Annotated in this window: 23 protein-coding genes; 19 read left to right on the forward strand and 4 right to left on the reverse strand. The window is 33.4% G+C overall.

The genetic code is table 11. The features are described from left to right. Window positions 1-331: 331 nt before the first annotated feature. The gene (locus IMCC3317_RS05020) at window positions 332-616 is read right to left on the reverse strand and encodes a hypothetical protein (protein WP_160128415.1); all 285 of its coding nucleotides are present in this window, start codon (window positions 614-616) and stop codon (window positions 332-334) included. A 76-nt stretch (window positions 617-692) separates the two neighbouring features. Here IMCC3317_RS05020 and IMCC3317_RS05025 point away from each other — a divergent pair, with 76 nt between their 5' ends. The 7 genes from IMCC3317_RS05025 to IMCC3317_RS05055 all read left to right on the forward strand — a co-directional run bounded on the left by IMCC3317_RS05025 (window position 693) and on the right by IMCC3317_RS05055 (window position 6008). Continuing rightward, a complete protein-coding gene (locus IMCC3317_RS05025; protein ID WP_160128416.1) occupies window positions 693-1280 on the forward strand; it encodes a Crp/Fnr family transcriptional regulator in 588 nt (195 codons plus the stop codon). Between the two features lie 37 nt (window positions 1281-1317). Next, entirely contained in the window at window positions 1318-2082 is a 765-nt protein-coding gene (locus IMCC3317_RS05030) for a Rossmann-like and DUF2520 domain-containing protein (RefSeq protein ID WP_160128417.1), read from the forward strand. Next, a complete protein-coding gene (locus tag IMCC3317_RS05035; RefSeq protein ID WP_160128418.1) occupies window positions 2063-2593 on the forward strand; it encodes a KdsC family phosphatase in 531 nt (176 codons plus the stop codon). Before IMCC3317_RS05030 ends, IMCC3317_RS05035 begins: the two co-directional genes overlap by 20 nt. Window positions 2594-2604: 11 nt before the next feature. Continuing rightward, entirely contained in the window at window positions 2605-3543 is a 939-nt protein-coding gene (locus IMCC3317_RS05040) for a geranylgeranylglycerol-phosphate geranylgeranyltransferase (protein WP_160128419.1), read from the forward strand. Window positions 3544-3546: 3 nt separating this feature from the next. Next, a complete protein-coding gene (locus tag IMCC3317_RS05045; protein ID WP_160128420.1) occupies window positions 3547-4140 on the forward strand; it encodes a Maf family nucleotide pyrophosphatase in 594 nt (197 codons plus the stop codon). 393 nt (window positions 4141-4533) lie between these two features. After that, entirely contained in the window at window positions 4534-4977 is a 444-nt protein-coding gene (locus IMCC3317_RS05050; protein WP_160128421.1) for a hypothetical protein, read from the forward strand. Window positions 4978-5066: 89 nt separating this feature from the next. Continuing rightward, window positions 5067-6008, forward strand: coding sequence for a septum formation inhibitor Maf (locus tag IMCC3317_RS05055; protein ID WP_160128422.1), 942 nt, complete (start codon window positions 5067-5069; stop codon window positions 6006-6008). 503 nt (window positions 6009-6511) lie between these two features. Here IMCC3317_RS05055 and IMCC3317_RS05060 read toward each other — a convergent pair. After that, window positions 6512-8305 (reverse strand): hydrolase/aminopeptidase, encoded by a 1794-nt coding sequence (locus tag IMCC3317_RS05060; RefSeq protein ID WP_228054958.1) that lies wholly within the window; start codon window positions 8303-8305, stop codon window positions 6512-6514. A gap of 240 nt (window positions 8306-8545) precedes the next feature. Between IMCC3317_RS05060 and IMCC3317_RS05065 the strand changes: the two genes are divergently transcribed. The 8 genes from IMCC3317_RS05065 (at window position 8546) to IMCC3317_RS05100 (ending at window position 19100) form a co-directional block, all read left to right on the forward strand. Continuing rightward, a complete protein-coding gene (locus IMCC3317_RS05065; protein WP_160128424.1) occupies window positions 8546-8734 on the forward strand; it encodes a hypothetical protein in 189 nt (62 codons plus the stop codon). Between the two features lie 25 nt (window positions 8735-8759). Continuing rightward, window positions 8760-8942, forward strand: coding sequence for a hypothetical protein (locus IMCC3317_RS05070; RefSeq protein WP_160128425.1), 183 nt, complete (start codon window positions 8760-8762; stop codon window positions 8940-8942). Window positions 8943-8960: 18 nt separating this feature from the next. Beyond that, entirely contained in the window at window positions 8961-9215 is a 255-nt protein-coding gene (locus tag IMCC3317_RS05075; RefSeq protein ID WP_160128426.1) for a hypothetical protein, read from the forward strand. 189 nt (window positions 9216-9404) lie between these two features. Beyond that, a complete protein-coding gene (locus IMCC3317_RS05080; protein ID WP_160128427.1) occupies window positions 9405-9608 on the forward strand; it encodes a hypothetical protein in 204 nt (67 codons plus the stop codon). A 209-nt stretch (window positions 9609-9817) separates the two neighbouring features. Next, a complete protein-coding gene (locus tag IMCC3317_RS05085) occupies window positions 9818-12349 on the forward strand; it encodes a PIG-L family deacetylase (protein ID WP_160128428.1) in 2532 nt (843 codons plus the stop codon). A 120-nt stretch (window positions 12350-12469) separates the two neighbouring features. Next, entirely contained in the window at window positions 12470-14281 is a 1812-nt protein-coding gene (locus IMCC3317_RS05090) for a sodium:solute symporter (protein ID WP_160128429.1), read from the forward strand. 84 nt (window positions 14282-14365) lie between these two features. Next, window positions 14366-16669, forward strand: a complete 2304-nt coding sequence (locus IMCC3317_RS05095; protein WP_160128430.1) for a leucine-rich repeat domain-containing protein — start codon at window positions 14366-14368, stop codon at window positions 16667-16669. A 106-nt stretch (window positions 16670-16775) separates the two neighbouring features. Further along, window positions 16776-19100 (forward strand): hypothetical protein, encoded by a 2325-nt coding sequence (locus IMCC3317_RS05100; protein ID WP_160128431.1) that lies wholly within the window; start codon window positions 16776-16778, stop codon window positions 19098-19100. Window positions 19101-19226: 126 nt separating this feature from the next. On the opposite strand, the gene IMCC3317_RS05105 is transcribed toward IMCC3317_RS05100, so the two are convergent. Together IMCC3317_RS05105 and IMCC3317_RS05110 are read right to left on the reverse strand one after the other, a co-directional pair. Beyond that, window positions 19227-20603 carry a vanadium-dependent haloperoxidase gene (locus tag IMCC3317_RS05105; protein ID WP_160128432.1) on the reverse strand — a complete coding sequence of 459 codons (1377 nt, stop codon included), beginning with the start codon at window positions 20601-20603 and terminating at the stop codon, window positions 19227-19229. A gap of 149 nt (window positions 20604-20752) precedes the next feature. Next, a complete protein-coding gene (locus IMCC3317_RS05110; protein ID WP_160128433.1) occupies window positions 20753-21595 on the reverse strand; it encodes a DUF2911 domain-containing protein in 843 nt (280 codons plus the stop codon). Window positions 21596-21715: 120 nt separating this feature from the next. On the opposite strand from IMCC3317_RS05110, the gene IMCC3317_RS05115 reads away from it, so the two are divergent. The 4 genes from IMCC3317_RS05115 (at window position 21716) to IMCC3317_RS05130 (ending at window position 25113) form a co-directional block, all read left to right on the forward strand. Continuing rightward, a complete protein-coding gene (locus IMCC3317_RS05115) occupies window positions 21716-22375 on the forward strand; it encodes an MIP/aquaporin family protein (protein WP_160128434.1) in 660 nt (219 codons plus the stop codon). A 149-nt stretch (window positions 22376-22524) separates the two neighbouring features. Continuing rightward, window positions 22525-23181: a TetR family transcriptional regulator C-terminal domain-containing protein gene (locus tag IMCC3317_RS05120; RefSeq protein WP_160128435.1), complete on the forward strand. Its 657-nt coding sequence runs from the start codon at window positions 22525-22527 to the stop codon at window positions 23179-23181. Between the two features lie 2 nt (window positions 23182-23183). Continuing rightward, the gene (locus IMCC3317_RS05125; RefSeq protein WP_160128436.1) at window positions 23184-24515 is read left to right on the forward strand and encodes an ABC1 kinase family protein; all 1332 of its coding nucleotides are present in this window, start codon (window positions 23184-23186) and stop codon (window positions 24513-24515) included. Beyond that, on the forward strand, window positions 24493-25113 hold the full coding sequence (locus IMCC3317_RS05130; RefSeq protein ID WP_160128437.1) for a flavin reductase family protein: 621 nt from the start codon (window positions 24493-24495) through the stop codon (window positions 25111-25113). Before IMCC3317_RS05125 ends, IMCC3317_RS05130 begins: the two co-directional genes overlap by 23 nt. The last annotated feature ends 3 nt before the right edge of the window (window positions 25114-25116 follow it).

The following is a 25116-nucleotide window of genomic DNA, read 5'->3' on the forward strand; positions in this document are numbered from 1 at the left end:
TCACTTTTCACTTTTATTGACTTCAGTATTGTTATTCGTTTATTCGGTATTCGGTATTCGTCTTTTTGTTGATTCGTTATTTGTTTTTCACTTTTAACTTTTCACTTTTATTGACTTCAGTATTTATAATTCGTTTATTCGGTATTCGTTAATTTGTGTGTTTGTTGATTCGTTAATTTGTTTTTCACTTTTAACTTTTCACTCTCAACTTTTATACTATTCGGTGAATACAAAATTAAACTTATAAACCATTAAACTTATAAACTTCTCTTTTTTTCACTTTTCACTTTCAACTTTTAACTTTTAACTCTTAACTCTTAACTCTTAACTCTTAAGAAGCATTTATAATGATAAACAAAACATTAAAAAATAAACTTAAAATTAACATATTAAATACAATTTTTCCTTTTAATTGTGCCAAAATCGCAGCGTTGTAAAACATGGAAAGTACAACACATAAAAATAATTGTACCAAAGAAAAAATGGTGTCTAATCCATTCATTAAAATGAACATTGCCGCTATTGAACCAATACAACTTTGCAGGAAGATGGTTAACGGAATATACATTAAATATTTACTTTGAAACTCGTTGTAGTATTCTGTATATAAAGTCATTTTTGTATGTTTTTTTTATGCACTACAAAGTTCTATTAATTACTTTTGTTATTTTATGACCTTAATCATATAAAGGATGATTTCCAAAGAAAAATTACTCGATTTTGATGCGACTGTTGTCGAATTTGCTAAGAATGAACTTATTTTCAGTGTACAACAACAGGCACTTTTTTATTATCAAATTAAAGAAGGTGTTGTAAAAATATACAATACAACCGATGATGGAAAAGAATTTACGCAAGGTATTTTTGAAACGTCTCAAAGTTTTGGCGAACCACCATTATTTGGCAATTTCCCCTATCCCGCCAGTGCGATTGCCACAGAAAAAACAACTTTATATAGATTACCAAAAGCAGCTTTTTTTAAATTATTAGAAGCCAATTTTGATGTACACATAAAATTCACGCAAAATTTATGCAACCGATTGCGGTATAAATCGATGATTATGAAAGAGGTTTCCGTGCATAAACCCGAACATAGAATTTTAGCATTGTTGAAACATCTTAAAGCAGAATCTAAAGTAACTTCCGATTATTTGGTAAAATTAACACGCCAACAGATTGCCGATTTAACAGGTTTACGCGTGGAAACCGTGATTAGAGCTATTAAAAACCTCGAAGAAACTGACGATTTAAAACGAATAGCACGAAAAGTATATCTGTAAAGTTTCAAAAACCACAAAGTGTTGTTATTTTAGCAGCATGATAAAAATTGTCATTTTAGGTGCTGGAAATATTGCGCAACATTTATACAAGGTGTTTCAAACTACTGAAACGCTTCATGTTGTTCAAGTCTATAATCGTTCTGCGGAAGCGTTATCCTATTTTAAAAACACAGCTACAACCACCAATTTAAAAAATCTGGCGGAAGCCGATATCTATATAATTGCGGTTGCCGATGACGCCATTACAAGTATTGCCAATAAATTACCATTTACAAATCGTTTAGTAGTACACACTTCTGGAAACGTGAGTATGCACGAATTACACAAAAAAAATAGACGCGGCGTTTTTTATCCGTTGCAAACATTTACCAAAGATGTAACCGTCAATTTTTCACAAATACCAATCTGTTTAGAAACTGGCGAAAAATCAGATTTTAAAATATTGAAAACTATCGCAGACGCCATTGGAAGTACTTCGTATAAAATTAGTTCGGAACAACGACGCGCATTGCATGTTTCTGCCGTTTTTGTGAATAATTTTAGCAATCATTTGTATCGAATTGCGCATGAAATTTGTGAAACTAATAATGTTCCTTTTGAAATTTTAAGCCCATTAATTCAGGAAACTGCAAAGAAAATTACAACTTTAACGCCTTATATGGCGCAAACTGGACCTGCAAAACGTGGCGACCAACAAACTATTGAAAATCATTTAGAAAAACTAGACAAAGACATTCATAAAGAAATATATACCTTGCTTACGCAATCAATTGCAAAAACCTATGGAAGAGAAAAGCTATAAAGAAGATTTGAATCATATTACGACGTTTATTTTTGACGTAGATGGCGTTTTAACCGACGGAACTGTTACCGTTACTTCGTCTGGCGAAATGTTGCGTCGCATGAATATTAAAGATGGATATGCGCTGAAAAGTGCCGTAATGAAAGGCTATAATGTGTGTATTATTTCTGGCGGAACCAATGAAGGTGTTCGCAAGCGTTTACAAGGTTTGGGAATTACTGATATTTACTTAGGTGCGCATCAAAAAGTAGAACAATTAGACGAATATTTGGCTAAGAAAAACATCAAACTTGAACATGTTTTGTACATGGGCGATGATATTCCGGATGTTCCTGTGTTAAAACGTGTTGGATTGTCCTGTTGTCCACATGATGCTGCGTATGAAGTCTTGGAAATTTGCAACTATATTTCACATATCGATGGCGGAAAAGGTGCAGCAAGAGACGTAATTTCGCAAGTAATGAGAGTTCAGGGAACTTGGGACAAGAATTTTGACGCAAAGTACGATTAAACCTTAATTTCATGATAAAGTTTTTACAACTCATTCGGTTCCCAAACTTGGTCATGATTGCGTTGACGCAGTATTTGTTTAAGTATTTTTTGATTACTGCTTATGGTTATGACATTGCAACAAATGCATTCACATTTTTCTGTTTAGTTTTGGCAACTGTTTGTATTGCCGCAGGCGGAAATATTATCAATGATATATATGATATTGAAACAGATCGAATCAACAAACCAAATCGAGTGTTTATTGATTCTTTTATAGCTAAGAAAAATGCTTTTGGGCTTTATTTGGGAAGTACTACACTGGGAGTTTTAGTTGGTGGTTACGTTTCTTTTATGATTGAAAAACCTTTGAATTCGTTTATTTTCATTGGAATTTCGATTCTTTTATATTTCTATTCTTTCTACTTTAAAAAAATTGCAATCCTAGGAAATAGTATTGTATCACTTTTAGTGGCTTCAAGTATTTTAATTTTAGGATTATTTGATCTTACCAATTTTACAAAAGATAATTTCTTTGCAAATGGATTCATCATAGGTGTCCTAATTGCATATTCACTTTTTGCTTTTTGTATCAACTTGATTCGTGAACTTGTAAAAGATAGCGAAGATGTAAACGGCGATTATAACGCAAATATGAAAACGCTACCGATTATTTTAGGAAGAAATCGTGTGAATAAAATCATAGCAGTTTTGGCAGGATTGCTAATAATTTTTATCCTTTATATAATTAGTAGGTATATGGAAGGTAAAATCGTCACCACAATTTACGCACTAATTACACTACTTTTACCGCTTTTATATTTTATCATGAAAATATGGCAAGCCGAAACCAAACGTGAATATCGAATGCTTTCTTTATTGTTAAAACTAATTATGTTGTTTGGAATTCTCTCGGTTGTAATATTTTACTATTTTGATCCAATTTTTAAATCCTCTGTTTTAGTACCTTAAATTATGTTAGACAAACTTTCTTCAACGTATCATATTATTTTAGCTTCTGGTTCACCTAGAAGGCAACAATTTTTTAAAGATTTAGGATTGAAATTTGAAATCCGATTGAAATCTGTAGACGAAGTGTATCCTGAACAGTTGCAACATCATGAAATTTCAGATTATCTAGCCGTTTTGAAAGCGTCTGTTTTTACAAATGAATTGAAAGCTAATGAAGTTTTAGTGACTTCTGACACAGTTGTTTGGAATGAAGGCGTTTCGTTAGCAAAACCGCATGACGCACAAGAAGCGTTTGACATGATTGCCGCTATGAGCGGAAAAAGTCATGAAGTAATTACGTCCGTTTGTTTTACAACTGCAACTTCACAGAAAGTATTACATGAAATTACAAAAGTCTATTTTGAAAATATTTCTACGGAAGAAATCAACTATTACGTAGACAATTTTAAACCGTTTGATAAAGCTGGCGCATACGGAATTCAAGAATGGATTGGTAATACAAAAATTGCGCGTATTGAAGGTTCGTATTCAAATGTTGTTGGTTTGCCTACGCATTTGGTCTACAAAGTATTTTCTGAAATTGAAACGTTGTTTTAGTTAAAATATTAAAAGATTGAAAATTCAATGATTAAAAAATTACTCTTGCGAAGCTGAATCACTTTCAGATTGACAAAACGTATGTGAAATCCTTTTTTATCACAAATTCACGAATTGATTTTTAGTGCGTTTTAGTTTTATTCTTCTCGTCGATTATTATTCCATTAGCCTAAAAATCAATAAAAAATTTCTTTTTTAAAAATTTGCATGTCGGATTTTTAGGTTTCGAGTTGTTATCTATGTGGAAGGTTATGAATCAAACACATACAATACATGTACCATTCATATCCTTTTTTGTGCAATTCATACACTTTTAGTAGAATCTCACAGAATAATTTATTTTTTTAACATAACTTTATGTAAATTAGATAAGATTCCCTAAAAAACAACCAAGTGAAAAAATTTATACTCTGTATTATTATTTCATGTCTTTTTTCTTCGCAGCAATTTTTGCATGCGCAAGAAACTGTTCTATTTGGTCTAAAAACTACTGATCAATTATACAGCAATGAAGCTTCTTATAAAAACATTGATGTAACTTTATGGAATGCTTCAGATATAGCCATGCATAGAATTAACCATGATTTCTACAAAAGAGAAGCTTTAAATACAATTGCTTTTCGCAGTACAAAAAGAAATCATTTACCAACAGCTACTAATGATCGTTCTGAAAAGTCAATCAATTCGGCAAATTTTGTACCACCTAATAATTCTGAACTAATTGCATTACAAAAACCATGTGTTCCATTTATCATTGCCATATTTTCACTTTTAGTGATGGTGATTGCTTTTATTGTGGTGAGAAGAATTAAAACGAATACACTAAAACTTTTTTAACACATTATACCAGATAAACTTTAAAATTATTTGATATTGTTAAAGCATATTGCTGTATCGCCGTTTTTGAATATCTTTATAAAAAAACGATGAAATCGATCTCACGACATCTTATTTTGGCAGGAATTACAATAGTAGGAACTATTATTGCCTGTTCCAATGTTAAAAATGAAACTGCCAATTCTACTAAAAATAATTCTGTAACAGCAATTTCAAAACCAGCACAACCAACTTCAGAAGCTTTCAACAAATATTGGTATGCTGGATCTGCAGAAATTACCTCTTTTGAACTGGAACAAGCGCGCTATCGCGAAATTCATAAAGGAAAATCTGTGTTGATTTACGTTACAGAAGATTTTAATCCAACAAAACAAGTGAAAGCAGATGAGCAACGCGCAACTAATATTCCTGTTTTAAAGTTGAATGCTACTAAAAAATTCTACACAGGAATTTATCCGTATAGCACAATGACAAGTACATTTTATCCTGTATCAAATAATAAACATGCGATTAAAGTAACTGCTTCTATGCAAGAATGGTGCGGACATGTTTTTACACAATTAAATAATAAAGATCAATTTGAAGTGCAATCGTATTCGTATTTTGAAAGTGAATCTGATCAAAAATTTTCTACTGAAAAAGTAATCTTAGAAGATGAATTGTGGACGAAACTCAGAATCGATCCAGCACAATTACCAATTGGAACACAACAAATTATTCCAGCATTCGAATTTTTACGCATGAAACATATTCCATTAAAAGCATACGAAGCAATTGCGTCCATTACAAAATCTGAAACAACTTTTAAATATACATTAGACTATCCAAAACTGAACAGAAAACTTACTATAAACTTCAATACTAGCTTTCCGTACGATATTATGAGTTGGACAGATACTTACAAAGATGGCTACGGAAATTCTGCAAAAAATTTAACAACTAAAGCTACGAGAATCAAACAGTTAAAAAGTCCGTACTGGTCTAAAAACAAAGCCAAGGATAGCCTATTACGCAAGGAGTTGGGTTTGTAAATCTTACAACAAAGCTTACTAACCGACAGCAATAGAATAGCACTTGTACGGTAAAACCGTAAGTTTCATATTGAATAAATACCGATATTGAAGTATAATAATCTGATAAATTATTAACTAAATGTATGTAAGTCAATTTTAAGCTATATTTCATGCTTAACCTACTTGGCTTAGATATATCTCATTTTGAAAGAAGGATAAAATATGCCCTTATTTTATCCTTTCTTTTTTTACTAAAACTCAATTTTGAAAAGTCTATTAGATGAACTAATCTCGCTGAAAAAGCGGAATTTAATTTACGTAGCTTTTTGAATTCTTCAATACTTCAATCCGTTAAGTGCCATACAACCATTCGTCACCCTAAACTTGATTCAGAGCCTCATTATCATACTATTGATTATCAGCCATGTGTGATTCTGAATCAAGTTCAGAATGACGCAGTTTGCACCTTTATAAAAAAAAATAGATATGCCAATCCTTTAATCTTTCAATTATTCAATATTTTAATCTTTATAATTACTTCCCAACATTTCATCAATCGTATTCACAGTTACCGAATGGTAATTTGGACGTGCATTTTTATAAATGCGTTTTGCTTCTTCTAATTTATCATTTCGCTTGAATGCCTTGTAAAGTGTGGAAACATACCAACGGCGACCAACAGTTAGCAAGAAATTTTCTATTTGCGAATCTACATTGTTTTCATGATAATCATGATTGATAGCTTGTTCAAACCAAACCATTGCAATGTATGAATTGGTTGCGTTTGAAAAATTACACGCAGTATCTAACGCAGTAAATTTTTCTAAAGAAATTCCCGCAGGAATGTTTCTGATGAAATGTATTTTCTGTTGAATGTTCCAATCTTTTTTACACAAATCAACTTCGCTCAACGTTCCATTTTCCCAAGATTCAATTGCTTCTTCTACTTTTTGAAACTTATCAGAAGTAATTTTTGCAGCATTTTCAGGAATTCCTGATTCGTAAACCCAAGCATCTACATTAAAATCAACATTATTTTTCAATAACAATTCTTCATTCAAATAGGTAATAAATTTTTCTGTTGTCATCGTAGAAAACGCATGTTTCTTGAAATATTCCTTTAAGAAAGCGTCCATGTTGTCGCGCCCAACCTTTTCTTCTAGTGTTCTTAAAAATAAATATCCTTTGTCGTACGCAATACTATTCATTCCATCATCAGGATTTTTTCCTTTCAAATCTAACTTTAAATGTGTCGCTTCCGGCTGATCTTTAAAACCTTCAATTTCTTCTGCTAAATCTTGTCTTCCAATAGAAGCGAGCATGTTTGCATATTCCTTTCCGTACAACGCTTCCATGATGCGCATTTCAAAATATACTGTAAAACCTTCGTTCAACCAGAAATCGTCCCATGTAGCATTTGTCACTAAATTTCCTGACCAAGAATGCGCCAATTCATGCGCTATTAAACTTGTTAAACTTCGATCGCCAGCAATTACTGTTGGCGTTGCAAAGGTTAATCGTGGATTTTCCATGCCGCCAAACGGAAAACTCGGTGGCAAAACCACCACATCAAATTGATCCCAAGCGTACGTTCCGTATAAATTTTCAGCAGCTTTTACCATTTTTTCCATGTCTGCAAATTCGTAATGAACTTTATCAATCATAGATTTTTCAGCATACACGCCAGTTCGTGGACTGATTTCTTTATACACCAAATCGCCAACTGCTAACGCAATCAAATATGGAGAAATTGGTTGTTTCATTTCAAAAGTATATTGTCCAGTTTCATTTTTTCCTTTTGGATTTTCCGCACTCATAATTGCGAGTAGCTCTTTTGGCACTCTCACATTTGCAGAATACGTCAACCGAATTTGCGGACTATCTTGAATTGGAATCCAAGTTCTTGTCAAAATTGCTTGTCCTTGCGTTAATAAAAACGGATGTTCTTTATCGGCAGTTTGCTGCGGATTTAGAAACTGTAATGCTTCAGTCTTTTCTGTGGTTTCATACGTAATGGCAACTTCTTTTGAGTTTTCTTCAATAGGAATTGTCAACGATTGTCCCAACACGGAATCATTCGCGCCAAGCGTAAACTTCACTTCTTTTCCATCAACCGTAGTTTTCTGAATAGTTAAATTTTTGGCGTCAAACACAATTTCGGAAGCATTCGTACTTTCTATTGTATACGTTGCCGTTCCTGTGATGATTTTTTTGTCAAAATCAACATCAATATCTAATACCAAATGTTTGGCAGCGGCTTCGTTTGGCTTTGCATACGAATGTGTATCGATTGCATAATTTTGCGTAGTTTTCATTTCTTTTTCTGAGGTTGAGCAACTAAATAGTAAACAAATAATCAGGGCGAAAGTGATATTTTTGAGTGTATTCATGAATTTATAGATAATTATATGTGGATTAGAACTGTCTTTTCAAAACTACGTAAATTATTGAGAATATAAATTAAGATGATACCAGAAACAATAAGTAGGGTATTCCCGTAACGACAAATTAGTTATTCTCCTTATTTTTAACTTATTAACTAAAAAAATATAATCATGTTAAAAAACATTTCAAACTTAGAAGGCGTTAAAACACTTAACAAAAATGCGCAGAAAACTGTAAACGGCGGACGCAAACAAATCATTTGTGGCGGAACTGGAGGAGCTCCAATCAACTGGTCACAAGAACGTTGTCATGGTTATGGAATTCAATGGCATAACGGACAATGTTATGCATGTTACTAATTATTTAAACTGAAAAAATATAATCATGTTAAAAAACATTTCAAACTTAGAAGGCGTTAAGGAATTAGACAAAAACCTGCAAAAAGCAATTAATGGTGGCGCAAGAATTTGTGGAGGAACTGGCGGAATACCAATTGGTTGGTCATCAGAACGTTGTTTTGGTTGGGGAATTCAATGGCAAAACGGACAATGTTGGGCTTGTTATTAATCATTTAATTCAAAAATCATGAAAAAAAGAAAATTTAAAAGCTTAAGCTTGAATAAAAAATCAATTTCAAACTTGGAAGTCACTGGTGTAAAAGGTGGATATCAATCTGAAAACGGTTCTTGTTATTGGCAAGATTGTCCGTCTAATGATCCTAATTTTATGAGCGATTGCTATTGCCCTTATGAAGGTGGCGGTGGCGGAAACAATACGAATAACTGCCAAACACAAGCTAATTGTGGTTCGGGTGGTACTTGTGCTTGGGAAGATTGCTAAGCATCAATACCAAATGGTGGTGGTTGCTAAAGCAAAGCTATATCATATGATTAAAAAGCAAACTTCGGTTTGCTTTTTTTGTCCCTAAAATTTTTGGTGCTTATCCTAAGTAAAATCCGTGTTTTTCCTGTCGCTAATTTTTATCCAAGTAACGTTCTTTGAACTTGTGAAACTCTAAATAATTATATCATGAAAAAAAGAAGTATTAAACACTTATCATTAGGAAAAACTAGCATTTCAAAACTAGGAACAGAAGCAGTAATTGGTGGCGCACCAACAACAGATCAATCACAGTATTGTCCTGCAAATCCGCTTCCAACTCCTATACGACATTCGTTAAATCCAGCAGTTTGTGTTACGCGTTCTTGTAACTCAATTTGTCCAGTTTGTTAATGTAAAAGTATTGCTGAATTTTAAAAACTAAAAGTGAACTTCGGTTCACTTTTTTTATGGAAAATTTTCACTTCAAATTATAGAATCAAAGTCCATTAATTTCTCTTTGCTTTGCGCTGAATAATAAACGAACGTTAAAGAACGTTAAAAACTCAATTTCTCTAGTTGAACTTCCCTATTTTTGGTTTTACTGAACCAAATATTTCCTAATGAGAAAATACATCCTGTTTATACTAGTTATTTGTGCGTTTACATCAACAAGTACGGCACAAAAACCTAGTAAACTTTCCTCCAATCAAATTTATGAAAAACTACAAAAACTCAACTTTTTAGGTTCTGCACTTTACATTGCAGCGCATCCTGATGATGAAAATACACGACTCATCTCCTATTTATCAAATAATGTAAAAGCACGAACTGCGTATTTATCATTAACACGAGGCGATGGCGGACAAAACTTAATCGGTCCAGAAATTAGAGAACAATTAGGAGTTATCAGAACACAAGAATTATTAGCCGCTCGTGGCATTGATGGCGGACAACAACTATTTACACGCGCCAACGATTTTGGATATTCAAAACATCCGGATGAAACGTTGGATATTTGGAACAAAGATGAAGTCTTAAGTGATGTTGTTTGGGCAATCAGAAAATTTAAACCCGATGTAATTATCAATCGTTTTGATCACAGAACGCCAGGAAGAACACACGGACATCATACAGCTTCTGCCATGTTGAGTATGGAAGCGTTTGATTTAGCAGGCGACAAAACTGCGTATGCTTCACAACTTTCCGATTATGAAACTTGGCAACCAACACGCTTATTTTTTAACACTTCTTGGTGGTTTTATGGAAGTCGTGAAAATTTTGAAAAAGCCGATAAAAGTAAAATGCTCAATTTCGATATTGGAGTTTATTATCCGCTAAAAGGACTATCTAACAACGAATTGGCTTCTATGGCGAGCAGTCAACATTTATGTCAAGGTTTCGGTCGATTGACAACACGTGGTTCGCAAGAAGAATATGTAGAATTTTTAAAAGGAGACTTTCCAGAAGATAAAAGCAATATTTTTTCAGGAATTGATACTTCTTGGAATCGCCTAAAAGGCGGAAAAACCATTGGAACTATCTTAACTTCGATTGAAAAAAACTTCAATTTTGTAAATCCTGCTGAGCACTTACCAAAATTGATGGAAGCCTACGGAATGATTCAAAAGTTAGAAGATGCACATTGGAAAGCAATTAAGTTAACCGAAATTGAATTGATTATTCAGGCTTGCGCCGGATTATACTTAGAAGCTTCTGCTGCAGAATCTAGTGGAACACCAAGAGCAAACGTTACTGTGAATATTGAAGCGTTAAACAGAAGTAACGCAAACATCAAACTAACGTCTGTAACTTCTACAAGTGATAAAAAAACAACTTCAAAAGCACTTTCACTTCAACCAAATACAAAAGAAAATTTTGAATTAGTGGTAAATTTAGCAACCGACGATTATTCTGCGCCGTATTGGTTGTTTGAAAAAGGAACTTTGGGAATGTATAAAGTTGCCGATCAACACTTGCGTGGATTGCCAGAAACACCAAGACCTGCCAAAATTAAATTTAATCTGGAAATTGATGGAAAATCAATTACAATTACAAAACCTGTAGTTTACAGACATTCAAAACCAGACAAAGGCGAATTGTATCAGCCTTTTGAAATTTTGCCAGCAGTAACTGCCAATTTTAAAGACAAAGTACTGATTTTTTCAACAAAAGATGCCAAAGAAATTCCTGTAACTGTAAAAGCAGGAACAGCCAATATTGACGGTTATGTTTCTATAAAACATCCGTATAGTTGGAAAGTATATCCTGCAAAACAAAAAGTAGTAATAACGCAAAAAGGCGATGAAGTAACGTTAATGTTTACGGTAATTCCGCCAGCAACGCAAAGTGAAGGTGTTTTAACGCCAGAAGTATTTATTGGCGATAAAAAGTATACGCAAGAATTAAACGAAATTGACTACGATCATATTCCGAAACAATCGGTTTTATTGCCTTCTGAAACGAAAGTTGTTCGATTGAACATTCAAAAAAGCGGACAATATATTGGCTATATTCAAGGTGCTGGAGACGCAATTCCTGAGAGTTTACAACAAATTGGATATGATGTTACTATAATTGATCCTTCCACAATTGATGCTATTACGCTTGAAAAATTTGATGCTGTTGTGATAGGAATTAGAGCCTACAATACAGTTGATGAATTAAAATTCAAACAAAAATATATTTTAGAATATGTGAAAAATGGCGGAAACGTAATTGTTCAGTACAACACAAATCGGCGATTGAAAGTTGAAAACGATATGCTTGCGCCGTACAAACTGCAATTATCACGTGATCGCGTTACGGACGAATTTGCTGCGGTAGAAATTATTGCAAAAGATCATTCCATTGTAAACTTTCCCAATAAAATAGAAGCAACAGATTTTGAAGGTTGGGTTCAAGAACGTGGATTGTATTTTCCGAACGATTGGGCACCAGAATTTACGCCAATACTTTCCATGAACGATAAAGGAGAAACCCCAAAAACAGGAAGTTTACTCGTTGCCAAATACGGAAAAGGAAATTACATCTACACAGGATTGAGTTTCTTCCGCGAATTGCCAGCAGGCGTTCCAGGTGCATACAAACTTTTTACCAATATGATTTCTGTTGGCAAAACACAAATCATAACACAACCGCAACTAAAAAACTAACGCATGAATACTGAAAAATTTGTCTGGAAAAAGATGTACACCATTATATTGGTAGCCAATTTGGCGTACATCATTTTATTTTACATACTCATGAATATTTTCTCATAACTACGCGACCTCATGGAATTATTAGACTGGATTGTATTAATCGGAACTTTAGCCGCAATTGTTGGTTACGGAACTTGGAAAACGCGCGGAAGTAAAAACTCAGAAGATTACATTAGAGGCGGAAGTTCGTCCAAATGGTGGACCATTGGTTTGTCTGTTATGGCAACGCAAGCAAGTGCTATTACGTTCTTATCAACCACAGGACAGGCATTTAGCGACGGAATGGGATTTGTACAATTCTATTTTGGAGTTCCGATTGCAATGGTTGTCATTTGTATGGTTTTTATTCCATTGTATCACAAACTCAAAGTATATACAGCTTATGAATTTTTAGAGAATCGGTTTGATTTGAAAACTAGAAGTTTAACCGCAATTCTGTTCTTAATTCAACGTGGATTAGCGGCAGGAATTACCATTTTTGCACCTGCAATTATTTTATCAGTTGTGTTAGGTTGGGATTTGGTCATGCTAAATATTATTATCGGTGTGATGGTAATTATTTACACCGTTTCCGGTGGAACAAAAGCGGTTAGCGTTACGCAGAAGCAACAAATGTTTGTCATTTTTGCGGGAATGTTTGCTGCGTTTTTTATTACCTTAAACTTAATTCCAGAAGATATTGGTTTTATCAAAGCACTTGATATTGCTGGTGCGAGCGGAAAAATGAATATTCTTGATTTTTCGTTCGATTTAGAAAATAGATATACAATTTGGACAGGATTAATCGGTGGAAGTTTCTTGGCACTCGCCTACTTCGGAACCGATCAAAGTCAGGTACAACGCTATCTTTCGGGGAAATCTGTAAAGGAAATGCGTTGGGGAATGATGTTTAATGGATTGTTGAAAGTTCCGATGCAGTTTTTCATTTTATTAGTTGGAATTATGGTGTTTGTATTTTATCAATTTGAACCTGCGCCATTGAACTTTATTGATTCTTCCACAGAAAAAGTATTGGCTTCTGAATATAGTGATGAATACAAAACATTACAAGGCAAGCAAACTACGTTATTTGATCAGAAAAAAACGGTGAGTTTGAAATTGGCAAAATCATTTAATGATGTTGATAAGAAGAATTTATTACGATTAGATAGTATTGAAAAAACGTATCGTGCGGAATCAAAATATTTGATCAAACGTGCGATTGACGGTGATTATGGGAAGCAATATGATAAATTATCGCAGGAATTAATCGCGCTTGACGCAAATCCTGAAAGTGAAGCATATAAAGAGAAAAAAGCCGAACTAAAAACTTGGTATAAAGAAGCTGCTAAAGACAGCGAAACAAATGATCGTGATTATATGTTTATTTCGTTCATTTTGAAATACTTACCAAATGGTTTGATTGGATTATTATTAGCAGTAATTCTATCAGCCGCGATGTCTTCTACAGCTTCTGAAATTAACGCATTGGCAACAATTACGTCTATTGATTTGTACAAACGAAATAGAAAAACATTGCCAAATGCTGACGAAGCAAAAGATGACGAACATTATGTGAAAATGACAAAATTATTCACATTAGGTTGGGGAATTGTTGCCATTATTATTGCCTGTTTTGCCAGTTTGGCGGAAAATTTAATCCAATTGGTAAATATTATTGGTTCTATATTCTATGGAAATGTATTGGGAATTTTCTTGTTGGCATTCTTCTTCAAATATGTAAAAGGAAATGCTGTATTTAGAGCTGCATTAATGACGCAAATTTTTATAATTTACATTTGGTATATTGATATTGTACCATTTTTATGGTTAAACTTGATAGGCTGTGTTGTGGTCATGATTTTGGCGTTTATTATACAATCAACACAGAAAAAAGTAGCGTAGAATTTTATGCTAAGTTTAAAATAGTTTGAATTACACACGCAACCTTTTGCAAATGCTTGCATCTGAAGTGTATAAACCATCATTATGAAAAAACTAACCAAACTACTATTTGCATTTGCGTGTATCTTATTTTTACAAAATTGTACTGATGATGATTTCAATACCGGAAACATTACAAATCCAGAAACAGAAGCTGAAGTATTAAGAGATGAACAATTCAAATCTGAAAATTTCGGAAATGCAACTACTGGAAACTTTATCGGTATCGTAAAAAATATTGATGGAAATATACTTATCAACGTACGAATTACGATTGGAAATACCGTTACAATTACAGATCGTAACGGTATTTTTATTTTGAATGATGTAGACGTTTTTGAAAATTTCGCGTATATCAAAGCTCAAAAAGATGGATATATTGACGGATCTAGAGTTGTAATTCCGAAAATGAATGGTGTAAACAAGATAAACATCGTTTTATTAAAAAAAGAAATTACAGCAACCGTAAGTTCTGGACAAGCTTCACAAGTATCTTTGCAAAATAATGGAAAAGTAGATTTTAGCGGTAATTTTATAAATACAGATGGAAGTCCTTATAATGGTCAAGTAGAAGTAGTTTTACATTATGTTGCTCCAAACTCAATAACTACATATACCGAAATGCCTGGTAGTTTGTTAGCTCAAAATGAAGCAAACGAAGCGAGAAACCTAGAAACCTACGCAATGTTGTCTGTGAATTTATTTTCACCTTCTGGCGAATCTTTAAATATAGATGAAAATAGTCCTGCAACAATTACATTTCCAATACACAATACTCAAACAAGTATAGCTCCTGAAACTATCAACTTATGGTATTTTGATGAAGAAGTCGGATACTGGAAAGAAGACGGACAAGCTGTGAAAAATGGCAACTCATATGTTGCTGAAGTAACACATTTTACGTGGTGGAATTGTGATATTCCTTTTAGCGCTGTTGAATTTTGCTTTTCTTTATCAGAAACAAACAATATTACTCAGCAAACTCCTTATTATACATTAATCAAAAGAAACACAAATGATCAATTAATCTTTTCTGGAATTGTAACAGCTAACGATGGGTTAGAATGTGGATTAATTCCTCAAAATGAAGACGTAACAGTGACTATTTATGGACTTGCTGGGACATGTTATGGGCAATTAATGCACGAGCAAACTTTTGGTGGATATACTACAGATACAACTATAGATATTTCGTTTTCTACTACAAATCAAGTTTCAACAACAACAATTACTGGAATAGCTAATAATTGTGCTGGAAATCCCATCACAAATGGTTATGTTTTTATTGATGAAGCAAATACATTTAGTATTACAGATGGAACTATAAATATTGGTGTTCAGCATTGTGATAATCAAATCATAACGCTTCAAATATTTGATTTTGATACTAGTCAATGGTTACTTGCTCACAATATTCCACTGAATGAAGTAGATTTTAATTTAGGTACAATTACTACTTGCGAAGATACTGGTGGTATTTACAATGGCAATCTTACTTTGTCGAGTCAAGAAGATGTGGATAACTTTGGGCAGTTAGGCTTCTCAGCTATCGATGGTAATGTTGTAATAGGTGTAAATTTTCCCGAAACTACCGATATTGTAGATTTGACATCTTTACACACCTTAGAAAATATTTACGGAAGCTTTGATATATTTTATAATGAAAATTTACAAAGTTTAGATGGCTTAAATAATATAACAACCATAGATGGATTTTTTTATATTTCAAATAATAATGCATTAACTTCTTTAGATGGTTTGGCAAGCTTAACAAGTGTTGGCAATTTAGCTATAAGTGTTAATGAAACATTAACATCCATTGTTGGTCTCAGTAATTTAGTTACTATTGGAAATGGAATAACAATTGCTGCAAATAATTCTTTAACATCAATTGAAGGTTTAGAAAGTATTACTAGTTTGAGGAATTTAGAAATTGATTATAATGATCTATTAACTTCTATTGCGGTTATGCAGAACCTAACATCTTTAGATCAATTGCATATAGAAGGCAACAATGCACTGACAAGCTTAGTTGGGCTAGAACAAATCACAGCGTTAGATATTGTAAGAATAGCAGATAATAACGCGTTAATGAATCTTAATGGACTAGAAAACCTTGTATATCTAGATCCTAACACAGCTTCACCCCAAGTGTATATAGGATTAAAATTTAATGGAGCTAATGTTCCACCTGCGTCAGCTCCAAATTCAAGCTTAACAGATTTTTGTGCATTACAAAATCTATTTATAAATGGTAATGGCAACAATTCTAATGTAGAAATATTTATTGCAAATAATGGCTACAATCCTACAATACAAAATATTATTGACGGAAATTGTAGTCAATAAGCTTTTAAGCTAAAATTAAAAAACAAAGAAGCTTTCTGAGATCAAAAGTAAAGCCTTTATTAACCGAACCTAAGCGAAATATTAATATTTATAATAAAACCAACCAATGAAAAAAATACTACAACTTATCATCATCTTTTCTTCTGGGTTACTTTTACAAAACTGTAACGATGATGATTTTGACACTCGAACAATTCCAAATCAACAAACAGAAGCCGACATCTTAAAAGATGAAGAATTTAGAGCAGAAAACTTCGGAGCTCCAACTACTGGAGATTTTATAGGATTAATCAAAGATATTGATGGAAATAAACTTATCAACGCACAAATTACCATTGGAAATTCCGTAGCAATTACCGACCGAAATGGAATGTTTATTCTAAATAATGCAGATGTCTTTGAAAATTTCGCATATGTAAAAGCTCAAAAAGAAGGCTACATTAACGGCTCACGAGTTGTCATTCCGAAAGAAACTGGTAAAAACAGAATTGATATTATTTTGTTTAAAAAAGATGTTACTGAAACAATTACTTCTGGCAATTTTTCAATAGTATCTTTAGATAACGGCGCAAAAGTAAATTTTAGTGGCGGATTTGTACGGCAAGATGGAAGTGAATATAATGGACAAGTTGATGTAGTTTTAAATTATATAGAGCCAAATTCCGTTAATACATTTACACAAATGCCAGGTGGTTTATTGGCGCAAACCGAGAGTAACGATGCTCGAAATTTAGAAACGTACGGAATGCTTTCTGTAAACTTATTTTCTCCTTCTGGAGAACGATTAAATATTAATGAATTTAATAGAGCTACGATAGAATTTCCTGTACATTACAGTCAATCAGGAATTGCTCCAGATTTTATTCCATTGTGGTATTTTGATGAAACACAAGGCTATTGGAAAGAAGAAGGACAAGCAGTTAAAATTGGTGATATGTATACCGCAGAAGTTTCACACTTTACCTGGTGGAATTCTGATATTCCTTTTGATACTATAGAACTTTGTTATAACCTAATGCCAAGTAATACTTCTCAAAGCACACCATATTTTATAATTTTCAAGCGGCTTATCAATGATCAATATCTATATTCAGGTACTGTATATTCAGATGAATTAGATTGTATATTCATTCCAATAAATGAAGAAGTAAGCATTTCTATTTATCAGCTTGCAGGCGACTGTTTTGGACAACTAATAGATACTCAAACGCTCGGTGGTTATGCAACAGATACTTCAACCAATATTTCATTTAATGAATCCTTAAATTTATTAACTACTAACATTACTGGTTTTGCAAATAATTGTGACGGAAATCCTATTACAAACGGTTATATTTATGTAGATGAATACAATACATTTTCAATCACAAATGGAGTAATTAATATTGGACTGCAACATTGCGAATTACTATCTACAACAATTCAATTATTTGATTTTGATACAAGTCAATGGGCAATTTTAGATAATGTTCCGCTCAACAGTTCAAATTATAATATAGGAACACTCAGTACTTGTCAAGATTCTGGAGGTATTTACAATGGCGATGTTACATTGCTTACACAAGCTGATGTAGCTAATTTTGGAGCATTAAGTTTCACTACTATTGCTGGAGATTTGAATATTGGTCAAGGTGCAATTTATTCTAATCAGACATATACATTAACAGATATTACAGATTTATCACCTTTAGCGACTGTCACTACTGTTGAAGGAAGTCTCAGAATTACGGGTAATGAAAATTTACAAAGCATACAAGACTTAAACAATATAACCTACGTTGGAGAAATTGTTACGGTAATTAGGAATGATGCATTAACATCGCTTACAGGTTTCAATACTTCAATAGTAATTGAAGGTAGCCAATTAATTATTTCTGGTAATCCTACTATAACTTCTTTAGCTGGGTTAGAATTTTTAACAAGTATAAATAATTTGAATATCATTGCAAATGATGGACTAACTTCGTTACAAGGTATTCAAAACATAACTACAATATTAAGTTTAATCATAAGAAATAACAATGCGTTAAGCTCTTTAAATGAACTTTCAAATGTATCAAGCTTGAATCATTTATATATATTTGATAATGATGCACTTACAACACTTACTGGACTAGAGCAAATTACGGAAATCGTGTATTTATATATTATAAATAATGACGCGCTACTCAACCTAAATGGATTAGAAAATTTGCAAACTATACTTACACCTGGTACTGGAGGAATTGCTTCGATTGCTATTGGCAAAACTCAGGATGACTCTCCTAATACGTTTATTAACGGGCCAAATCCAAATTTAGTAGACTTCTGTGCGCTGCAAAACTTATATGTAAATGGTAATGGTAATACTGGTTCAATACTTACAATAATTGACAATAACGGGTATAACCCAAGCGTTCAAGATATTATTGATGGAAATTGTAGTCAATAGATTGTTGGCTGTTGGCTGTTGGCTGTTGGCTGTTGGCTGTTGGCTGTTGGCTGTTGGCTGTTGGCAAAAATAATAAAAGCCTTTCCAGATAGGAAAGGCTTTTTAAGTTCTTTTAATTTTTTATGTTTAAAGTGACAAATCAAAGTTATTAACCGCATCTGAAATTTCATAACCCAAGCGCAAACCTTCCGTGCAATCCATTCGTAAATGAACGCCTAATGGAACTCGCGAAAAACCGTTTTCGCTTGCCAAGTCTGTAAATGTAGTAAATGCTCTTGGCGCACCTCTAAATTCAGTTCTGCCTTCGTGAGAACGATCAATAAAGTCAATATTATTTCCAAAATGATGAATAAATATTCCTGCCGCCGCAGATGCAAATGTAGAATGTCCGGATGGATAACTTGGAAAAGATGGATTTGGCCAAGAAATATACGGATATAAGTTTGTTTGGAAGTTTGGATCAATAAACTCTTCAATGTAAACACTCGGTCGCATAACCATATATTCATACTTATCTGCCCAAGTAGAAACCGCCGCATCATTCAGCGAAAAGCCTAATTTTAACAATAAAACCAACGCACTTTCATGATCTACATCGTATTGTTTTATGAGTTGATTTGCAATAGAAAGCTGTCTTCCTGGCGGACTCATCATCAAACCTTCTACATCATTTGACCAAAATTCAGCAACCCATAAATCGTCATTATCAGTTGTTCTAGCCGTTTCACTAGATACGTAAACTTCATTCATTGCTGTATAAAAATCGCTTGAAGCATCTTCATTATACGTTAAAGATGGTATAACTGTTGAAGTTTCTGCGGAAGAAATCACAAACGTACGTACAGAACTCCAATACGGAAATAATGCTCTTTCTGCATCGTCACTATATGTCCAATATCCGATACCAACTGCTGGTTCATACGAAGTTGGTTGCGGACTCAAAATTTGTGTTTCCGCTTCCGTATCTGTTTGACTATATGCTATAATTCGTGCTGCAATATAATTTCCCCAATCTTGTGAATTCAACACAACATCATTGCTTATTCCTTGCGCAAGTTCAGCATCTTTTTCTTGACGTAATATGCCTATTTTACTATCAATATCTGGTCGTACGTTGTACATAAAATGATCCATTGCTGTTGCATAACAAGCATTTAAAGCAATAGCTGGATTCACATTTGTTTCACGTTGTGTAAAATCTATATCAAGTTCAGCATATCTCTCTTTGTTAGAGTTATAACCAACCATATCAGCTACACAAACTTCATACGCCGCTAAGTGAATGTACGCCAACGCCCTCGAAGAAGCATTTGGGCGCATGCCTAAAGCGTATCGATCTAATTCGCACCATAGCTTATTCCAATCCAAAATAACTTGTGTTGTTTCATCTGTAATAGTTGTGGAGGTTGGCTGTATGTTTGTATCAACTTGTTCATTAGTACAAGAATTTAACACAAATACGGTAATTGCTAATAAAAATAAACTGCGGAAAAATATTTTCATTATGATAGGTTTTTTAAATATAAATTGAAATTAGTTTATTTTTTAAAAACTATACCTAAAAATCGTTGATATTCCATGAAAAACTATAAAGTACAAAAAAAGCCTCTCCAACACGGAAAGGCTTTTTTTATAAATTTAAAAGTGAAGAATTACATCGACCATTCTTTAATCGAATCCTTATTCATTTTTACGTAATCTTTGTTTCCAGCTTTTTCAGCTAATGCCATTGATTCTTTTGCAATCTTAACAGCTTCTACTTTATTGCCCATCTTAGCGTACACTAAAGATTGTAGTCTTAAATACCAAAATCTTGGACTATCTTTTGTCATGTCAACAGCCTTGTCAATCCACATTTTAGCTTTATCCATATCTTTTCCTTCATCTAAGAAATACTTAGCAGCAGAAAAATAATCTCCAGCCTGTGGGCCAGCCATCACTTTATCAATACTTGCTAATGTTTTTCTACCTGTTGGAACTGCAAACGGAACAACTACATACGTTTTGTCCCAGCTAAAAGTTAAATCTGCTCCACCACTAGAAAGATTATCAATTGCAATTGTAAATGATTCTGTTTTATAAGGCATCATATTTACAGGCGCAACAACTTTTGCTGCTACTTTCGTATCATCCCATTCTTGTGGAGTTCCCGAATTTGAAGCATCGCTATAAATAATAACTTCCCACGTTTGTGCAGTTGGTTTTGTAAAAATAGCATATGTTCCTGCTTTTACAGAAGTTTCTCCAATAGTAACATCGTCACTAAAAGTAATTTTTGTATTTGCGTTTGCTCCAGTTCTCCATAATTGTCCGTAAGGAACTAAACCTCCAAATATTTTTCTTCCTCTCATTGCTGGTCTTGAGTACTCAAGTGTAACATTTGTTAATCCAACAGTTTGTTCTACCTTGGCACTTGGACTAGGTTGTGGAGTCTCTATTTGTGCTTGAACACTGATTCCCGCAGCTAAGAAACATGTTAAAAGTAATTTTTTCATCTTATTTATTGTTTTAAGGTTTTTTATTTTGACGAATTTACGCAGAAACCTTACGTGTAAATGTTAACAAATCCTTAAAATAAGAAATAGTACTTTTGAACTCAGCTAAAGAATAACAGCATGAAAAACTATATTGCGGAATTTCTAGGAACATTTGCTATGGTATTTTGCGGAACCGCTGCAATGGTTGTAAACGATATTACTGGTGTGATAACGCATCCTGGCGTAGCAATTACTTGGGGATTAATTGTCATGGGAATGATTTACGCTTTCGCTGAAATATCTGGTGCGCACTTTAATCCTGCGGTAACAATCGCATTTACATACGCTAAAAAATTTCCCCTAAAGGAAGTTCCAAAATACATTTTAGCGCAATGTTTAGGTGCAATTTGTGCAAGTTTACTCGTTTATATGTTTTGGCCCGAAAGCGAAACACTTGGCGCAACCATTCCGACAATTGTTGCTTGGAAAGCGTTTATTCTTGAATTTCTATTAACATTTTTCTTAATGGTTGTCATTATAAATGTTTCCACAGGAAGCAAAGAAACTGGCACAATGGCTGGAATGGCTATTGGCGGAATTGTATTGTTGGAAGCTATGTTTGCAGGTCCAATAACAAAAGCGTCTATGAATCCTGCGCGATCATTTGGTCCAGCATTAGTCTCTGGAAACTTTACCGATTTGTGGTTGTACATTTTAGCGCCAATCTTAGGTGCTATTGTCGCAGTAATTAGTTGCAAACTGGTAAAAGATGATAACTGCTGTGAATCTGAATGTTAGTCTTTAAATAGCTTCAATTTTCAACGAAATTTAGATCCTTTTTTTCTCACCAAAAAAGAACATTTAAAACTTTAAGAAAACTTTTTGTTTAATTATAACCAAAAAAGGTTAAACATTTTGTATTTTTACTCCGTTTTAAAATGTACACTATGGCAAAGAAAAAAAATATAACAGCACACTTCATCATCTCCGCTTACATGGACTATGTATTGGAACACGGAGAACAACCTAAAAATGTATACGCTTTCGCGAAAGATAACAATTTTGACGAAGCTAAATTCTACACGTTCTTTAGTTCATTTAAAGTATTAGAAGAAAATATTTTTACAACTTTTGGTACAAATACAATTGAATTATTAGCAAAAAGTGAAGAATTTGAAACATTCGATGCGCGCAACAAGCTACTAAGTTTCTACTTTACCTTCTTTGAGCAACTAACTGCCAATAGAAGTTATGTAGTTCACAGCTTGACAGCCGATAAAAAACCATTACAGTCGTTAAAACTATTGAAAGAACTCAAACATGTATTTACAGCTTTTGTGAAGAGTTTAGATATAAAAACGCTCGATCTCAATCAAGAAAAGCTAGAACGCATTCAAAACAAAGCGATTGAAGGATCAGCTTGGATGCAATTTCTATTTACGATGAAATTTTGGTTAGAAGACACATCTCCAAGCTTTGAAAAAACAGATCAATACATTGAAAAATCTGTAAATGCAAGCTTCGACCTTATAGATTACACGCCGCTCAAAAGCATTGTAGATTTTGGGAAATTTTTATTTAAAGAAAAACTAGATATTCGATAGTAATGAAAACAATTGACAAAATTCCAATTACCAAAATTCAGCGCGCTACTAAATTAGTAACGACTGGCGCAAAAGTTGGCGTCAACTATTTAAAATATTATGGTGACAAACTCATCAATTCTGAAGAAAAAGCAAAAGAACGACTCAATGAGTCCAATGCTGAAGATATTTATGACGGTTTAAAAAGCTTAAAAGGAAGTGCATTAAAAGTTGCACAAATGCTAAGCATGGAAAAGAACATTTTACCACGTGCATATGTGGAAAAATTTTCACTATCACAATTTTCTGTTCCGCCATTATCGCCACCTTTAGTTATCAAAACATTCAAAAAATATTTTGGCAAATCACCAAGTGAGATTTTTGACAAATTCAATTCCACTTCAATGAACGCCGCTAGCATAGGTCAAGTACATGTTGCCGAAAAAGACGGGAAGAAACTTGCTGTGAAAATCCAATATCCGGGAGTTGCCCAAAGCATCTCCTCAGATTTGGCACTTGTAAAACCTATTGCCATGCGAATGTTTAACATTACTGGAAAAGGCTCTGATAGATATTTCAGAGAAGTTGAAGAAAAACTCATTGAAGAAACCAATTACTTACTCGAAATTGAGCAAAGTAAAGCAGTTTCTGAAGCGTGTAAACATTTGCCAAACATTTTATTTCCAACGTATTATGATTCGCTTTCGTCGGAGCGAATCATAACGATGGATTGGATGACAGGCGAACATCTTTCTGAATTTACAGCAAAAAATACCGATCAAGAAAAGTCCAATTTATTAGGACAAACACTTTGGGATTTCTATATGTTTCAAATTCATATATTTCGTAAAGTTCATGCAGATCCGCATCCTGGAAACTTCTTAGTTTCTGAAGATGATAAATTAATTGCACTCGATTTTGGTTGTATGAAAGCAATTCCAGAAGATTTTTACACACCATATTTTGAATTGGCGAATAAAAATACGCTGGACAATCCTGACCTTTTTACGAAAAAATTATACGAACTAGAAATTCTTCGCGAAGATGATTCGAAAGAAGAAATCGTATTTTTCACAGAGATGTTTCACGAGTTACTAGGTTTATTTACTACACCTTTTAATGTGGAAGTTTTTGATTTTTCTGATGAAGAATTTTTTGGTAGAATTGCAGCTATCGGAGAACGTTTCGCAAAAGACACAAAATTGCGCAGCATGAACGGAAATAGAGGTTCCAAACACTTTATTTACATGAATAGAACATTTTTTGGATTGTATAATTTATTGCACGATTTGAAAGCGAAAGACATCAAAATTAATAATTATAAAACTTTTAATGACAACAATCACGCGCGATGATATTGATGCAATGGAAAAACTGTATCGCATCAACTTAATAAATAGTTGTTCGGGTTACAAATCTGCCAATTTAATTGGAACAAAATCTAAAAAAGGCGAAACAAACGTTGCCGTTTTTAGTTCTGTAACGCATTTAGGATCAAATCCGCCATTGCTCGGTTTCATCACGCGTCCAGATGTTGTTCCTAGAAATACGTACGAAAACATCAAAGAAACAGGCGTTTTTACCATAAATCATATTCATCAAAGCATTACAAAAGATGCGCATCATACGTCTGCGAAATATCCAAAAGAAATTTCAGAATTTGATCAAACAGATTTAAAAACAGAATACAAAAATGATTTTTTTGCGCCGTATGTAAAAGGCTGTCGCGTGCAAATTGGAATGCAATACGTAAACGAATACAAAATTGAAGAAAATGGAACTATTCTAATTATTGCAAAAATTGAACATTTACATGTAAATGATGAAATACTAGAAGAAGACGGTTTTATAAATCTTGCAAAAGCAGAAACTGCTACTATAAACGGACTTGATGGCTACGCGGTTCCAAAACAACATATTCGCTATCCGTATCAACGTCCAAAAAAATTATAAACT

It is taken from the genome of Kordia antarctica (assembly GCF_009901525.1).
GTDB lineage: Bacteria > Bacteroidota > Bacteroidia > Flavobacteriales > Flavobacteriaceae > Kordia > Kordia antarctica.

Bases quoted from the DNA above. Each gene is read 5' to 3' on its own strand.
- IMCC3317_RS05020 (WP_160128415.1), bottom strand. From the start codon at position 616: ATGACTTTATATACAGAATACTACAACGAGTTTCAAAGTAAATATTTA.
- IMCC3317_RS05025 (WP_160128416.1), top strand. From the start codon at position 693: ATGATTTCCAAAGAAAAATTACTCGATTTTGATGCGACTGTTGTCGAA.
- IMCC3317_RS05030 (WP_160128417.1), top strand. From the start codon at position 1,318: ATGATAAAAATTGTCATTTTAGGTGCTGGAAATATTGCGCAACATTTA.
- IMCC3317_RS05035 (WP_160128418.1), top strand. From the start codon at position 2,063: ATGGAAGAGAAAAGCTATAAAGAAGATTTGAATCATATTACGACGTTT.
- IMCC3317_RS05040 (WP_160128419.1), top strand. From the start codon at position 2,605: ATGATAAAGTTTTTACAACTCATTCGGTTCCCAAACTTGGTCATGATT.
- IMCC3317_RS05045 (WP_160128420.1), top strand. From the start codon at position 3,547: ATGTTAGACAAACTTTCTTCAACGTATCATATTATTTTAGCTTCTGGT.
- IMCC3317_RS05055 (WP_160128422.1), top strand. From the start codon at position 5,067: ATGAAATCGATCTCACGACATCTTATTTTGGCAGGAATTACAATAGTA.
- IMCC3317_RS05060 (WP_228054958.1), bottom strand. From the start codon at position 8,305: ATGAAAACTACGCAAAATTATGCAATCGATACACATTCGTATGCAAAG.
- IMCC3317_RS05065 (WP_160128424.1), top strand. From the start codon at position 8,546: ATGTTAAAAAACATTTCAAACTTAGAAGGCGTTAAAACACTTAACAAA.
- IMCC3317_RS05070 (WP_160128425.1), top strand. From the start codon at position 8,760: ATGTTAAAAAACATTTCAAACTTAGAAGGCGTTAAGGAATTAGACAAA.
- IMCC3317_RS05075 (WP_160128426.1), top strand. From the start codon at position 8,961: ATGAAAAAAAGAAAATTTAAAAGCTTAAGCTTGAATAAAAAATCAATT.
- IMCC3317_RS05080 (WP_160128427.1), top strand. From the start codon at position 9,405: ATGAAAAAAAGAAGTATTAAACACTTATCATTAGGAAAAACTAGCATT.
- IMCC3317_RS05085 (WP_160128428.1), top strand. From the start codon at position 9,818: ATGAGAAAATACATCCTGTTTATACTAGTTATTTGTGCGTTTACATCA.
- IMCC3317_RS05090 (WP_160128429.1), top strand. From the start codon at position 12,470: ATGGAATTATTAGACTGGATTGTATTAATCGGAACTTTAGCCGCAATT.
- IMCC3317_RS05095 (WP_160128430.1), top strand. From the start codon at position 14,366: ATGAAAAAACTAACCAAACTACTATTTGCATTTGCGTGTATCTTATTT.
- IMCC3317_RS05100 (WP_160128431.1), top strand. From the start codon at position 16,776: ATGAAAAAAATACTACAACTTATCATCATCTTTTCTTCTGGGTTACTT.
- IMCC3317_RS05105 (WP_160128432.1), bottom strand. From the start codon at position 20,603: ATGAAAATATTTTTCCGCAGTTTATTTTTATTAGCAATTACCGTATTT.
- IMCC3317_RS05110 (WP_160128433.1), bottom strand. From the start codon at position 21,595: ATGAAAAAATTACTTTTAACATGTTTCTTAGCTGCGGGAATCAGTGTT.
- IMCC3317_RS05115 (WP_160128434.1), top strand. From the start codon at position 21,716: ATGAAAAACTATATTGCGGAATTTCTAGGAACATTTGCTATGGTATTT.
- IMCC3317_RS05120 (WP_160128435.1), top strand. From the start codon at position 22,525: ATGGCAAAGAAAAAAAATATAACAGCACACTTCATCATCTCCGCTTAC.
- IMCC3317_RS05125 (WP_160128436.1), top strand. From the start codon at position 23,184: ATGAAAACAATTGACAAAATTCCAATTACCAAAATTCAGCGCGCTACT.
- IMCC3317_RS05130 (WP_160128437.1), top strand. From the start codon at position 24,493: ATGACAACAATCACGCGCGATGATATTGATGCAATGGAAAAACTGTAT.